General features: G+C 73.6%; 12 protein-coding genes. 2 read left to right on the plus strand and 10 right to left on the minus strand.

Features of this window, described 5'->3' with window-relative positions; translation table 11 throughout:
• Positions 1-136 precede the first annotated feature (136 nt).
• The 7 genes from pheT to infC all read right to left on the minus strand — a co-directional run bounded on the left by pheT (position 137) and on the right by infC (position 7,989).
• The gene (pheT, locus tag ACZ4XX_RS20720; protein ID WP_468509308.1) at positions 137-2,665 is read right to left on the minus strand and encodes a phenylalanine--tRNA ligase subunit beta; all 2,529 of its coding nucleotides are present in this window, start codon (positions 2,663-2,665) and stop codon (positions 137-139) included.
• Positions 2,665-3,804: a phenylalanine--tRNA ligase subunit alpha gene (gene pheS, locus ACZ4XX_RS20725; protein WP_468509309.1), complete on the minus strand. Its 1,140-nt coding sequence runs from the start codon at positions 3,802-3,804 to the stop codon at positions 2,665-2,667. The genes pheT and pheS overlap by 1 nt, the downstream gene beginning before the upstream one ends.
• A gap of 177 nt (positions 3,805-3,981) precedes the next feature.
• A complete protein-coding gene (locus tag ACZ4XX_RS20730; protein ID WP_468509310.1) occupies positions 3,982-5,226 on the minus strand; it encodes a sensor histidine kinase in 1,245 nt (414 codons plus the stop codon).
• 81 nt (positions 5,227-5,307) lie between these two features.
• Positions 5,308-6,147, minus strand: a complete 840-nt coding sequence (locus ACZ4XX_RS20735) for a TrmH family RNA methyltransferase (protein ID WP_468509311.1) — start codon at positions 6,145-6,147, stop codon at positions 5,308-5,310.
• A gap of 267 nt (positions 6,148-6,414) precedes the next feature.
• Positions 6,415-6,801, minus strand: a complete 387-nt coding sequence (rplT, locus tag ACZ4XX_RS20740; protein WP_187622715.1) for a 50S ribosomal protein L20 — start codon at positions 6,799-6,801, stop codon at positions 6,415-6,417.
• 107 nt (positions 6,802-6,908) lie between these two features.
• Positions 6,909-7,103: a 50S ribosomal protein L35 gene (rpmI, locus tag ACZ4XX_RS20745; RefSeq protein WP_030316087.1), complete on the minus strand. Its 195-nt coding sequence runs from the start codon at positions 7,101-7,103 to the stop codon at positions 6,909-6,911.
• A gap of 124 nt (positions 7,104-7,227) precedes the next feature.
• Positions 7,228-7,989 carry a translation initiation factor IF-3 gene (gene infC, locus ACZ4XX_RS20750; RefSeq protein WP_468509312.1) on the minus strand — a complete coding sequence of 254 codons (762 nt, stop codon included), beginning with the start codon at positions 7,987-7,989 and terminating at the stop codon, positions 7,228-7,230.
• A 272-nt stretch (positions 7,990-8,261) separates the two neighbouring features.
• On the opposite strand from infC, the gene ACZ4XX_RS20755 reads away from it, so the two are divergent.
• On the plus strand, positions 8,262-8,648 hold the full coding sequence (locus ACZ4XX_RS20755; RefSeq protein ID WP_468509313.1) for a DUF1844 domain-containing protein: 387 nt from the start codon (positions 8,262-8,264) through the stop codon (positions 8,646-8,648).
• Positions 8,649-8,697: 49 nt separating this feature from the next.
• On the opposite strand, the gene ACZ4XX_RS20760 is transcribed toward ACZ4XX_RS20755, so the two are convergent.
• From ACZ4XX_RS20760 to ACZ4XX_RS20770, 3 genes are all read right to left on the minus strand, one after another.
• The gene (locus ACZ4XX_RS20760; protein ID WP_468509314.1) at positions 8,698-9,429 is read right to left on the minus strand and encodes an SseB family protein; all 732 of its coding nucleotides are present in this window, start codon (positions 9,427-9,429) and stop codon (positions 8,698-8,700) included.
• Between the two features lie 98 nt (positions 9,430-9,527).
• The gene (mycP, locus tag ACZ4XX_RS20765) at positions 9,528-10,694 is read right to left on the minus strand and encodes a type VII secretion-associated serine protease mycosin (protein WP_468509315.1); all 1,167 of its coding nucleotides are present in this window, start codon (positions 10,692-10,694) and stop codon (positions 9,528-9,530) included.
• Positions 10,691-11,659, minus strand: a complete 969-nt coding sequence (locus ACZ4XX_RS20770; protein ID WP_468509316.1) for a hypothetical protein — start codon at positions 11,657-11,659, stop codon at positions 10,691-10,693. Before ACZ4XX_RS20770 ends, mycP begins: the two co-directional genes overlap by 4 nt.
• Positions 11,660-12,689: 1,030 nt before the next feature.
• Here ACZ4XX_RS20770 and ACZ4XX_RS20775 point away from each other — a divergent pair.
• Positions 12,690-13,892, plus strand: a complete 1,203-nt coding sequence (locus ACZ4XX_RS20775) for an amino acid deaminase/aldolase (protein ID WP_468509317.1) — start codon at positions 12,690-12,692, stop codon at positions 13,890-13,892.
• Positions 13,893-14,006 lie beyond the last annotated feature (114 nt).

Raw genomic sequence — 14,006 nt, forward strand, 5'->3', positions numbered from 1 at the left:
CCCAAAAAACCCCTTTTCCCCCAAACGCCGCTCTTCCGCTCGAAAAAGAGGGCCGCGCCGGGATTTCCGAAAAGCGGCGGGGGGCCGCCCGGGGAATCCCCGGGGCGCCCCTCCTCGTGATCCGGTGCTACGGCGCTCAGGCGCCGCGCAGGACCGCGCCCGTGCGCTCGGACGCCAGGGCGACCGCCGCGTCGCGGGCCGCGGTGGCCTCGTCGACCGTGAGGGTGCGGTCCGGGGCGCGGAACTTGAGCGCGTACGCCAGGGACTTGGCGCCCTCGCCGAGCTGGTCGCCGGTGTAGACGTCGAACAGCCGGATGGACTCCAGGAGTTCACCCGCACCCTCGGTGAGGGCGGCCTCGACCTCGGCGGCCGGGACGTCGCCCGCGACGACCAGGGCGACGTCCTGGGTGGCGACCGGGAAGGAGGAGATCCGAGGAGCCTTCACCGGGCCCTCGTTCGCCTTCTCCAGGCGGTCCAGGTCGATCTCCATCGCGCAGGTGCGGGCCGGCAGGCCGAAGGCCTTGACCACACGCGGGTGGAGCTCGCCTGCATGTCCGACGAGAACCTTCTCGCCGTCCACCTCGACGTGGAACGCGGCGCAGCGGCCCGGGTGCCACGGGGCGTGCTGGTCGGCGCTGACGATCAGCTCGACGCCCGCCTCGGCGGCCACGGTCCGGGCGGCCTGGACCGCGTCCGCCCAGTCGGACGGACGGCCCTTGCCCCACCAGCCGGCCTGCTCGCGCGCACCGGCGAGGACGACGGCGGCGCGGCGCGGCTGCGCGGGCAGCACGGCGTTGACCGAGGCGATCTCCTCGTCGGTGGGACGGCGGTCGACGGGCAGCCGGACGGCGACGCCCGGCTGCCCCTCCGGCCGGAAGACCAGACCGGTCTCGAAGAGCGCCAGGTCGTGGCTGCCCCGGCTGTCGTTCCGGCGCAGCGCGCCGAGCAGGCCCGGCAGCAGCGTCGTACGGAGCGCGGGCTCCTCGTCCGAGAGCGGGTTGACCAGCTTCACGAGCCGACGACGGGCGTCGTCCGCGTCGAGGCCGAGGTTGTCGAGGGCCTGCTCCCCGATGAACGGGTAGTTCAGCGCCTCGACGTAGCCGGCGCCGGCCAGGGCGCGGCCCACCCGGCGATGGACGCGCTGGCGCTCGGTGAGCCCGCGGCCGGCCGGCGGCTTCGGCAGCGTGGAGGGCAGGTTCTCGTAGCCCTCCAGCCGGATGACCTCTTCGGCGAGGTCGTTCGGCTCGTTGAGGTCGGGGCGCCACGACGGCACGGTGACGACGAGCTCGTCCTGGCCGTAGACGTCGCAGCCGACCTCCTGGAGGCGGCGGACGACGGTCTCGCGGCCGTAGGCGACGCCCGCGACCTTGTCCGGGTGGTTCGCCGGCATGGTGATCGTGCGCGGCGCGGACGGGGCGCTGATCTCGGTGACGCCGGCCTCGGCCGTGCCGCCCGCGAGCAGCACGAGCAGGTCGACGCAGCGCTGGGCCGCGGCGGCCGCGGCCTGCGGGTCGACACCGCGCTCGAAGCGCTTGGACGCCTCGGAGGCCAGCTTGTGGCGGCGCGCGGTGCGGGCGATCGAGATCGCGTCGAAGTGCGCGGCCTCGATGACGATCTCGGAGGTGCCGGTGACGACCCCGGTCTCCGGGTCCGTCTCCGGGTCGGCGATCTCGGTGTTGGCGCCGCCCATGACACCGGCGATGCCGATCGGGCCCCGGTCGTCGGTGATGACCAGGTCCGCCGCGTCCAGGACGCGGACGGTGCCGTCGAGCGTGGTGATCTTCTCGCCGGGCTCGGCGCGGCGCACGCCGACGGGGCCGTCGAGCCGGCTCCGGTCGTACGCGTGCAGCGGCTGGCCGAGCTCGAGCATCACGTAGTTCGTGACGTCGACCGCGAGCGAGATCGGACGCATGCCGGCCTTCTGGAGGCGGCGGCGCAGCCAGATCGGCGACCGGGCCTCGGGCTGCAGACCGACGACGGTGCGCGCGGTGAAGCGGTCGCAGCCGATCGGGTCGGTGACCCGGACCGGGTAGCCGTACGAGTTGGGCGCGGGCACGTCGAGGAGCGCCGGGTCGCGCAGCGGCAGGCCGTACGCGATGGCGGTCTCGCGGGCGACGCCGCGCATCGAGAGGCAGTAGCCGCGGTCCGGGGTGACGGCGATGTCGAGGACCTCGTCGTACAGCTCCAGGAGCTTCGTGGCGTCGATGCCGATCTCGAGCTCCGGCGGCAGCACGATGATGCCGTGGGTGCCGTCGTCGCCCATGCCGAGCTCGTCGCCGGAGCAGATCATGCCCCGGGAGACCCGGCCGTACGTCTTGCGCTCGGCGATCCGGAAGTCACCGGGGAGCACGGCGCCGGGCAGGGCCACGACGACCTTGTCGCCCGCGGCGAAGTTCCGGGCGCCGCAGATGATCTCCTGGGGCTCGCCGGTGCCGTTGGCCTGGCCGACGTCGACGGTGCAGAAGCGGATGGGCTTCTTGAACTCCGTCAGCTCCTCGATGGTGAGGACCTTGCCGACCACCAGCGGGCCGGTCAGGCCGGCGCCGAGCTGCTCGACGGCCTCGACCTCGAGGCCTGCCGAAATGAGCTTGGCCTGGACGTCGCGGCCGGTCTCCGTCGCCGGCAGGTCGACGTACTCCCGCAGCCAAGAAAGCGGGACCCGCATCAGATCTCCATCCCGAACGGCCGGGTGAACCGGACGTCACCCTCGACCATGTTTCGCATGTCGTCGACGTTGTGGCGGAACATCAGCATCCGCTCGATGCCGAACCCGAAGGCGAATCCGCTGTACTTCTCGGGGTCCACACCGCAGGCGACGAGCACCTTCGGGTTGACCATGCCGCAGCCGCCCAGCTCGATCCAGCCCTCGCTGCCGCAGGTGCGGCAGGGGCGGTCCGGGTTGCCGACGGACTCGCCGCGGCAGACGTAGCAGAGCATGTCCATCTCGGCGGACGGCTCGGTGAAGGGGAAGAAGTTCGGGCGCAGCCGGGTCTTCATGTCCGGGCCGAAGAGCGCCTGGACCATGTGGTCCAGGGTGCCCTTGAGGTCGGCCATGGTCAGGCCCTCGTCGACGGCGAGCAGCTCGATCTGGTGGAAGACCGGGGTGTGCGTGGCGTCGAGCTCGTCGGTGCGGTAGACGCGGCCGGGACACACGACGTAGACCGGGGGCTCCCGGTCGATGAGCGTGCGGGCCTGGACCGGCGAGGTGTGCGTGCGCAGCACGACACCGGACTCGTCGCCCGTGAGGGCTTTTCCGTCGGGGGAGGTTCCCTCGACGAAGAAGGTGTCCTGCATCTGGCGCGCCGGGTGGTCCGGTACGAAGTTGAGGGCGTCGAAGTTGAACCACTCCGCCTCGACCTCGGGGCCCTCGGCGACCTCGTACCCCATGGAGACGAACACGTCGGAGACGCGCTCCATGAGCGTGGTCAGCGGGTGGCGGGCACCGGCCGGGACGCGGTCGTACGGCAGGGTGACGTCGACGGCCTCCTCGACGAGGACGCGCGCGTCGCGCTCGGCCTCGAGCTCGGTCTGCCGGGCGGCGAGCGCCTTGGAGACGATGCCGCGGGCCTGGCCCACGATCTTTCCGGCGGCTGCCTTGGCCTGCGGGGGCAGGGCACCGATCTCCCGGTTGGCGAGCGCCAGCGGCGAGGTGCCACCGGTGTGCGCCGTCTTCGCGTGCGCGAGCGCGTCGAGGTCGCCCGCGGCGGCGAAGGCGGCGAGCGCCTCGTCCCGCATGCGCTCGATCTCTTCCGGTTTCAGTGCCTCGACCTCAACCGGGTCGTACGACTTATTGGGTGCGGACATCTCTTCCCGTGCTTCCGTTGGCTTGGCTGGGCGGCCCCGCTCGACGTCAAGGGCGCAAACGTGCCAAAGGACGAGTCTAACGGGGTGGGGGGATGCGAATGAGCCCGTGGGCGGCCCGGGCGGCTTTCGATCTCGTCCGATCCTGTCCGATCCGGTCGGACTTCGTGCAGGATCTCGTCAGGCGAGATGGGCCGGGGTGCCGACGGGCAGCATAAATCGGAACTCGGCCCCGCCTCGGGGGCCCCTGCCGACGGTGATGGTTCCGCCGTGGGCCTCGACGACGCCCTTGACGATATAGAGGCCGAGGCCGGTGCCGCCGCGCTTGCTGCCCCGCCAGAAGCGGGTGAAGACGCGGCTCATCGACTCCTCGGGGATGCCGGGGCCCTCGTCGCTCACGGTGACCTCCGTCCCCTCTTCTCCGTCGGCGCACGTCCTGGCGGGTGCCACCTCGATGGTGACGGTTCCTTCGCCGTGGCGCACCGCATTTTCGAGGAGGTTCCCGAGGATCTGGTCGATCTTGTCGGGGTCGGCCCAGAGCGCGGGCAGCCCGGGCATGATCCGGACGAAGAACCGGTCCGGGGACTGGCCGCCGGTGGTGTGCACCTGGACGTGCCGGCCGATGGCGGCGGCGATGTCGACGGGCTGGCGCCGTACCTCCAGCCGGCCGGAGTCGATCCGGGAGATGTCGAGGAGTTCGGCGATGAGCCGCTTGATGCGGCCCGCGTCGGCGTCGACGGTCTCCAGCATGAGCCGCTTCTGCTCGTCGTTGAACCGGTCCCACTTGCCGAGGAGGGTGGCGGTGAAGCCCTTGACCGAGGTGAGCGGGGAGCGCAGTTCGTGGGCGACGGTGGCGATGAGCTCGGCGTGGCTGCGCTCGGTGCGACGGCGCGCCTCCGTGCCCCGCAGGCAGACCACGACCCGGCGGACCGGCCCGGTGGGGTGCTCGCGGATGTACCGGGCGGAGACGAGGACCTCACGGCCGCCGGGCAGCAGCAGATTGCGCTCGGGCTGGCCGCGGCGGGTGGCGAGGCCGCCGTACGGGTCGGTCAGGGCCCACCAGCGGCTTCCCTTGAGGTCTTCGAGCGGCAGGGCCTGGTCGAGGGGGAGGCCGAGGGCCTTGTCGCCGGGGACGGCGGTGATACGGCTGGCGGCGGCGTTGAAGGTGACGACCCGGCCGGTCTCGTCGGCGACGACGAGTCCGTCGGGGAGGTCGTCGGGAAGCACTCCGGCGAATCCGTCGGTGTCGGCCGCGACCGCGTCGGCCGTAGCGTCGGCGGCGGGGCCCGAACCCTCCTGGGCATCGGGCCCGGCGGCGGGGCCGGTCCGCTCCCGGTCGTCCGGTGCGGCCGCCTCGCCCGGCGGCTCCTGGGCGTGCGGCGGGGCGCTCCGCCCCTGTGCGGGACTGTCCGTGCCGACCGTCATCCCCGTTCCCCACCCCTCCGTGTAGCGCAGTGGGCCCCCGAGTGCGTCACTCTACTGGGCGGGGAGGGCGGAATGGACCCCTCAGGCGGAGGTTCGGGGCCGCTGTGCGCGAGCGGAGGCGTACAGGCAGACCGCGGCGGCCGTCGCGAGGTTGAGGCTCTCGGCCTTGCCGTGGATCGGGACGCGTACGACGGCGTCGGCGAGCGCCCTGGTCTCCTCGGGGAGCCCCCAGGCCTCGTTGCCGAAGATCCAGGCGGTGGGCCCGCCCATGGTGCCGGCGTCCAGTTCGGCGTCGAGGTCGTCCTGACCTGCCCCGTCCGCGGCGAGGATCCGTACGCCCGCGCTCTTCAGCCCGGCGACGGCCTGCTCGACGGGAACGCCGACGGCGACCGGCAGGTGGAAGAGCGAACCGACGGAGGCCCGGACGGACTTCGGGTTGTAGAGGTCCACGGAGGCGTCGGTGAGGACGACCGCGTCGGCGCCGGCCGCGTCGGCGCAGCGCAGCACGGTGCCCGCGTTCCCGGGATCGCGTACGTGGGCGAGGACGGCGACCAGCTTGGGGCGGGCCGCGACGATCTCCTCGAACGGCGAGTCGAGGAACCGGCAGACGCCAACGAGCCCCTGCGGGGTGACGGTCTGGGAGACCTCGGCGAGGACGGCGTCGGAGGCGTGGTGGACGCGGGCTCCGGCGGCGAGGGCGGCCTCGATGATGGTGCTGTAGCGCTCGGCGGCCTCGACGGTGGTGAAGAGCTCGACGAGCGTGGGCTCTCCGGTGGAGCCGCGGTGCTCCACGGCCTCACGTACGGCCTGCGGGCCCTCGGCGATGAAGAGGCGGTCCTTGCCCCGGAAGTTGCGCTTGGCGAGCCGCCGGGCGGCGACGACGCGCGGGGAACGCGGGGAGATCAGCTCGGGGGTGACCATGGGGTGCGGCGGTTCTCTCTTCGTGCCGGGTGGCTTCGGGATCCGGGGCTGCGGGGGCCGGGCGGGTCCGGGGCTTCGGTGACCGGTCTCGTGACCTTCCGTGACCGGTCTCGTGACCTTCTGTGTCCGGCCTCGGGGCCCGGGTTCGGTGGCGCTCGGGCCTGGGCGGCCCACCTCCACCGAACACCCTTCAGGGGGCAGACGCACCCGGACCCGCAGACGCGTGCGCGCCTGCGGGTCCGGGCAGAGGTACTGCGGCCTGGAAGATCAGGCGGCGGCCTTCGGGGCGTTGACGTCGGCCGGCAGAGCCTTCTGCGCGACCTCGACCAGCGCGGCGAACGCGTTGGAGTCGTTGACGGCCAGCTCGGCGAGGATCTTGCGGTCCACCTCGATGTTGGCGGCGTTCAGACCCTGGATGAGGCGGTTGTACGTCATGCCGTTCTGGCGGGCAGCGGCGTTGATGCGCTGGATCCACAGCCGACGGAAGTCGCCCTTGCGCTTCTTGCGGTCGTTGTAGTTGTAGACCAGGGAGTGGGTGACCTGCTCCTTGGCCTTGCGGTACAGGCGCGAGCGCTGACCGCGGTAGCCGGAGGCCGCCTCGAGGATCGCCCGGCGCTTCTTGTGGGCGTTGACTGCCCGCTTGACGCGTGCCACTTGTTAACTCCTTGTAGCGGGGTCGTGGTGGTCATCACACGACCCGAAAATCGGATGGTTCCCGGACTTGGCCGGAAGCTCTCGTCGCCGAGAGCGGGAGATCAAACTCAGATGCCCAGCATCTTCTTGATCTTGGCGGCGTCACCCGGGGCCATCTCGGCGTTGCCGGTGAGGCGACGCGTCAGCTTGGACGACTTGTGCTCGAGCAGGTGGCGCTTGCCGGCGCGCTCGCGCAGGATCTTGCCGGTGCCGGTGACCTTGAAGCGCTTCTTGGCACCGGAGTGCGTCTTGTTCTTCGGCATCGCGCCGTATCTCCTCGTCAGTGGCGCTCCCCACCGGTGCGGGCACCGGAGATCCGGGAGCGTCAGTTCTTCGTTCGGTGGTTCCGGGCGAGGCCCAGGGCTGCCTGGTTGGCAGCCCGTCGGGTCACGCCTCGGGGGTCTCGGCCGGGGCTTCCGCCTCGACCTCGACGACCGGAGCCTCAGCAGCCTCGGTCTCGGCGACCGGAGCCTCGGACGTCTCCTCGGAGGTGACGCCCTGGCGCTCGGCCTTGCGTGCGGCCTGGGCCTCACGCGCCTCGGCCATGGCCTCGGTCTTCTTCTTGTGCGGGCCGAGAACCATGATCATGTTCCGGCCGTCCTGCTTCGGGTTGGACTCGATGAAGCCGAGCTCCTCGACGTCCGACGCCAGCCGCTGCAGCAGCCGGAAACCAAGCTCGGGACGGGACTGCTCACGACCACGGAACATGATCGTGATCTTGACCTTGTCACCCTGCTTGAGGAACCGGACGACGTGACCCTTCTTGGTGTCATAGTCGTGCGGGTCGATCTTCGGCCGGAGCTTCATCTCCTTGATGACCGTGTGCGCCTGGTTCTTGCGCGCCTCACGGGCCTTCATGGCCGACTCGTACTTGAACTTCCCGTAGTCCATGAGCTTGCACACGGGCGGACGGGCGTTCGCCGCGACCTCGACCAGGTCGAGGTCGTACTCCTGTGCGAGCTCCAGGGCCTTGGCAAGCGGAACAATCCCGACCTGCTCGCCGCTGGGTCCGACAAGTCGCACCTCGGGAACGCGAATCCTGTCGTTGATGCGGGGCTCGGCGCTGATGGATCCTCCTAGGTAGCACCACGCGACCGCCTGGCGGACGGACGCGCATGTTTTCTGGTGAGACCAACCGAGCCGGTACATGAAAAATGCCCCGGACGGGACACAGGCGGGGCTCCATGGAAATACCGGAGCACCGCCGCGGTCAACCGCGGGGCGCACATCGGGCGGCTCCATCGTCCGTACGGAACGATGGTCGCCACCTGACCGGTGACCCGCCACCCGTGAGGGTGGTCAGGTGGGAGAACGGAGCCTCCACTTGTGGGCCGGGCACACAGGTGTCCGGCCGGTCGTTACACAAGGTTAGCAGGACCCGGCGGTCTTCGCTAACCGAGGACCGGCATATCGTATGAGGCATGAGCGAGACGCCCCAGAACGAGTCCCCGGACTCCCCCGACACCGCCGATTCCCCCGACTTCGACGCCATGACCCGCGACATCGCGGAGGTCCCCGCGGTCGAGGTGATCGTGACCGTCGCCGTCAACCTGATGAGCGCCGCCGCGGTGAAGCTCGGGCTCACCGAGGAGGGCGACAAGTACAAGGACCTCGACGAGGCCCGCAAGCTGGTGCACGCGCTCGCGGGCCTGCTCGACGCCGGCGCGACGGAGGTCTCGTCCTTCCACGCGGCTCCCCTGCGGGACGGCCTGAAGTCCCTCCAGCTCGCCTTCCGCGAGGCGTCCCTGGTCCCGGACGAGCCGGGCCAGGGCCCCGGCGAGAAGTACACGGGACCGGTGTACGGCTAGGACCACCGAAACACCGGGGTACGTGTTTCCGCACGTACCCCTGCTTCTTTTACTTCTTTACGTAGAAGGGCTCGCCCGGAGGGGTGGCCGAGGCCGGCAGAAGTGCCAGGTCGAGGCCCCGCACCAGGCGGGCCCTCAGTGTTTCGTCTGCGGCCAGGGCGCGGGCGACGCGCTGGGCGGCCTCCGCCGGGGAGCCGCCCTCGGCGAGGACCAGGGCGAGGGTGCCGTCGGCGGCGCCGGGGCCCAGATGGGCGCGGAGCACCGCGGGCTCGGCGGCGACGGCGGTCCGTACCGCTTCCCGTACGGCGGGGTCGTCGAGCGGGTCGACGCTGGTACGGCCCTCGGCGAGGGCGAGCAGGGCCGGGCCGGTCAGCTGGTACGGCACCGGGCCCGCGAGGTCGAGGACGATCGTGTCGGCCTTCTCGTGCGCGGCCGCCTGGAGCGCCTGGTGGAGCGGGACGGCCACGGGCCGGGCCTCCGGGTCCCACAGGGCGAGCGAGGCGGTCGAGGTGAAGGCGGGCAGGGCGCGCCGGTCACCGGCGGTGAGGGTGGGGACCGCCATGTCGCTGGTCTTCTCGCGGCGCAGGCCGTTCTCGTCGGTCTCGACCTCGCCGAGGACGGCGACGACGGGGACGAGCAGCCGGGCCTCCCGCAGCGCGTCGAGGACGGGGCCGTGGGCGGTTCTGTCCTCCGCCCAGGCCGCGAGGGCCGCGGCGAGCCGCGGGTCGGCGGTGCCGTCGTCGTCGGAGAAACCGGGGTCCGGGATGTTCTTGAGCGCCACGCACCGAGCCTAACCGCCGGGCGGGGGCCGCCGGTCCGCCGGGTCCCGGGGTGTCCTGACGGTCCGACCGGAGCCCGACCCGACCGGCAGGTCGGTCCTCAGCGGGTCCGGTGGGCGCGGCGGAGGATGACGGCGGTGAGGAGGAGCAGGGCGCCGAGGCCGCCGGCGAGCGGGGCGAGCAGGCCGACGGGGCGGCTCTCCTCGGGGGCGGGGAGCGGTCCGGGGCCGAAATGGCGGTCCCGGTAGCCGACGGCCGTGGCCTTGGGGTCGCCGCCCTTGATCTTCGCGCCGGCCTCGATCGCGGCGGCCGGGTCGACCGTCCCGTACCCCTTGGCATCGCTGCGGCCGCCCTTGGGGCGGTTGCGGGCGGTGTCGATGAGGAGCCGCTTGACCTGGGCCGGGGTGAGGTCGGGGTGCGCGGAGCGGACGAGGGCGACGGCCCCGGAGGCGAACGCGGCGGCGGCGCTGGTGCCCCAGCCCTCGTAGTAGCGGCGGTCGGGGTCGGCGATGGCGATGTCGACCCCGGGGGCGCTGACGGTGGCGTACCAGCGGCGGGTGGAGAAGGAGGCGTGGGTGCCGTAGCGGTCGACCGCCGTCACGGCGATGACGCCGGGGTAGGCGGCCGGGTACGAGATGTGGTCGCCCTTCTCGCCGCCGTTGCCGGCGGAGGCGACGACGGAGACGCCCTTCGCGAGGGCGTACTGGACGGCGGCGTCCTCGCCGGCGTCCGGGTGGGCGGACTTGGAGTCGTCGCCGAGGGACATGTTGATGACGTCGGCACCGTGGTCGGCGGCCCACCTGATGCCCTCGGCGAGGGCGGTCCCGCGGGTCTTGCGGGCCTTGTCCCGGGACTTGTCGGTGCCTTCGAGGATGACCCGGACGGGCAGGATCCTGGCGTCGGGTGCGATGCCGAGGACGCCGTCGCCGCCGTCGGGGCCATGGCCGTGCCCGGCGATGATCCCGGCCATGGCGGTCCCGTGCCGGGCCCAGGCGCGGTCGCCCCGTGAGGCGCCGAAGCCGACGAGGTCGCGGCCGGTGAGGACCGAGCCCTCGAGGTCGGGGTGCTGGGCGTCGACGCCGGTGTCGAGGACGGCGATCGTGACGCCCTCCCCCTTGGTGGTGCGCCAGGCCTCTTCGGTGTGGAGGGCCTGGAGGCCCCACTGCCGGGCCCGGATGGTGTCGGCGTACGCGGGTGTGGTGGTGGCGGGGAGGACGGCGAAGGCGGTGGCGAGGAGAACGGCCGCGGGGGTACGGAGGCGGGTCACCGGGCGTCCTCGTCCTTGTCCTTGTCGGGCGGGGCGACGGCCGTGCGCAGCAGCTGCTCGAGACGGAGGGTGATGTTCTTGGCCTCGTGGCCGAGGCCCGACTGCGCGGTGGCGTCGGTGCGGCCCGCGGTCATGGCGCGGTCGGCGGGCTGCGGGGCGTCGACGGCGCGGCCGTCGGCGAAACCGGAGACGGCGGTGACGACGACGGGGAGGTCGGTGGGGGCGTTCAGCCACCAGCCGGCCCGCTGCTTCGCGCCGAAGCGGGCGGCGACGGTGCCGGGGCCGGAGAGCGCCGGGGGGACGTCCTGGCCGAGGCGGGTGGTGAGGCCCTTGCCGAGGGTGCGCTGTGTGGCGGCGTCGGCGCGGGTGAAGACGAGGCCGACGGTGATCACGCTGCTGGCGGTGGCGTCGGTGTACGTGGCGCGCAGGACGCGCTCGCAGCCGAGCGGCCGGAGGGTCGCGAGGAGGCCCTTGGCCAGGACGGCCGGGGAGCAGGCGGCGTCGGGGGCGACGACGATCCGCGTCCAGGTCCGGGCGGCGCCGCCCGGTCCCGCGCCGGGTCCCGCGAGGGTGCGGGGGAAGAGGGTGTCGACGGGGGCGTTGTGCCAGAGGTCCTTGGCCTGGGTGTACCCGGCGGGTTCGGCGGGCTCCCCGGGCTCTGCGGCGGCCAGCCACATGCCGGTGAGGGCGCCGCCGATGAGCCCGATCCCGAGCACGGCGCAGACGCCGACGGCGATGGCCCGCCCGGTCCGTCGTTCCCGCACGGGCCGGAGCCGCGTGGTGGTCTCGACGGGAGTCTCGGGCGGCGGGGTGACATGGGCCGCCCGGTGGGCGCCGTGGCCGTGGGGATGGCCGGACGGGGTGATGTGGGGCCGGGCGTGGTGGGGGACGGCATGCGGGAGGGGACCGGCGGCGGCGCCCGTGCGCGCGGGGGCGGCCGGGGCGGGGCCCGCGGCGGCGGGCACGGGGTTCGCCCGGCGGGGCGTCGGCCGGGCGGGCGCGGACGCCGTCGGCGCGGGCTGCGGCTGGGGGGCCGTGGGACCTGCGGCCGGTCGCGGGAGGGGGGCGGAGGGGGCGGACGCGGGCCGGGTGGGGGCGGCGGACGCGGGCTGCCAGGGGGCGCCGGGCGCCGGAGCGGCGGGGCCGGACGGCGGGCGACTCGGAGCGGTCGCCGCCGGACCCGTGTCGGAGACGGGGGCCGAGGGCGAGGCGGAGGGAGCGGGCATCGGCCGAGACGGGCTGCCGGTCTGTCCCGAGGCCACCGCGGCGGAGGTCACCGCGGAGACGGGAGGAGCCGGCGGAGCGGGGGGCGCCGCGGGGGACGGGGCGGCCGGAGCGGTCGCCGGGCGGGACGGGGCGGCCGGCGGGCGGGAGGGGGCGGCCGGCGTCGAACCCGTGGGGCCGGTCGTCGGGTGGGGCGGGGCGGAGGGCGGACCCGCGGAGCCCGCCAGCGGAGGCATCGGCTGCGAGACAACCGACCCGGCCCGTGCCGGGGCCGTGGGGCCGGAGTTCCCGCCGGCCGGAGCCGCCGGAGCCGTCGTCGCGCCGGTCGTCGCAGGTGCGGGGCGGCCCGGCACCGTGCCCGCGGGCGGACCTGCCGGGGGCGCGGTCGTGGGGCGGGGCGGGGTCCCCGCCGTCGAAGGCGTGGGCCCGGTCGCCCGGCGGGGCGCGTCCTCGGGCGGCCTCGGCGGGCCCGGCGCGGCTATCGGGGCTGTCGGGGCCTGTGCGGAGACCGGTCCGCTCCCCGGCGTCGGTGGTGCGTCCCCCGGCCTGATCGGTCGCAGCCGGGTCGTCATCTCCATCTCGGACGGGGCCGGTGCCGGGTCCGGTCGGAGGAGGGCGTCCGTGATGCGGGAGGTCGTGCCGGGGCGCTGTTCGCCGGTCATCCCCGTCCCCCCGCTCGTGTCGACAATGCCCGTCACTCTACGGGCTGTTCCCCCTGGTACGGGAACTCAGGGGCTACCCACCCGTAAACCTGTCTGGCAAGCTCGGGCCATGACTCCCCGTGCCGCCGACCGGGCCCGTTACGACCGGGCCACCGCTCATCTCGACGCGCCCGTGGCGATCGTCGATCTGGAGGCCTTCGACGCCAACGCGGACGACCTCGTGCGCCGGGCCGGCGGCAAGCCCGTCCGGGTCGCGAGCAAGTCCGTGCGGTGCCGGGCGCTCCTGGAGCGGGTGCTGGCGCGGGAGGGCTTCGCCGGGATCATGTCGTTCACGCTCGACGAGTCGCTGTGGCTGGCCCGTGCCGGGTTCGAGGACGTGCTCCTCGCCTATCCGTCGGCGGACCGCACCGGCTTCGGTGAGCTGGCGCGCGATCCGAAGCCGGCCGCCGCCGTGACGGTGATGGTCGACGACGTGGCGCAGCTGGATCTGATCGACGCCTCCCGCGCGGGCGGGACGGAGGAGGTCCGGGTCTGTCTGGAGCTGGACACCGCGCTCAGCCTCCTCGGCGGCCGGATCCGGGTCGGTGCCCGTCGCTCCCCGCTGCGCGAGCCCGCGCAACTGGCGGAGCTGGCCCGTTCGGTGGTGCGGCGCCCCGGGTTCCGGCTGGTCGGGATCATGGCGTACGAGGGTCATGTCGCGGGTGTCGGTGACGCGATCGCGGGCCGGCCGCTGCGGTCGCGGGCGATCCGGCTGATGCAGGCGGCGGCCCGCAGGGAACTGGCCGAGCGCAGGGCGGCCGTGGTCCGTGCCGTACGGGCCGTGGCGCCGGACCTGGAGTTCGTGAACGGCGGCGGCACGGGCAGCGTGCAGCACACGGCGGCCGAGGACGCGGTGACGGAGATCGCCGCGGGTTCGGGGCTCTTCGTGCCGCGGCTCTTCGACAACTACACCTCGTTCAGCGGGCGGCCCGCGGCGCTGTTCGCGCAGCCCGTCGTCCGCCGGCCGGGGGTCGGGGTGGTGACCGTCCTCGGGGGCGGCTATCCGGCGTCCGGGGCCGCCGGGCCGGACCGGCTGCCCGTGCCGTATCTGCCGGAGGGGCTCGCGTACGACCCCCAGGAAGGTCCGGGCGAGGTGCAGACCCCGCTGATCGGCTCGCCCGCCGACGATCTGCGGATCGGCGACAAGGTGTGGTTCCGGCACGCGAAGGCGGGCGAGCTGTGTGAGCGGTTCGCGAGTCTGGAGCTGATCGAGGGCGACCGGGTCACCGCCACCGTCCCCACGTACCGGGGCGAGGGCCGGACCTTCCTCTAGGCCCTGTCGGCGGAACCCCCCCCCCCCCCCCCCCCCCTCGCCCCCCGGACGGAATACCGGGGGCCCCGGCGTCCTCCTCCCGGCCCCTGCTCCCCCCTGGTGGCCAGACCCCCG

The sequence above is a fragment of the Streptomyces sp. NPDC029956 genome (assembly GCF_055574655.1).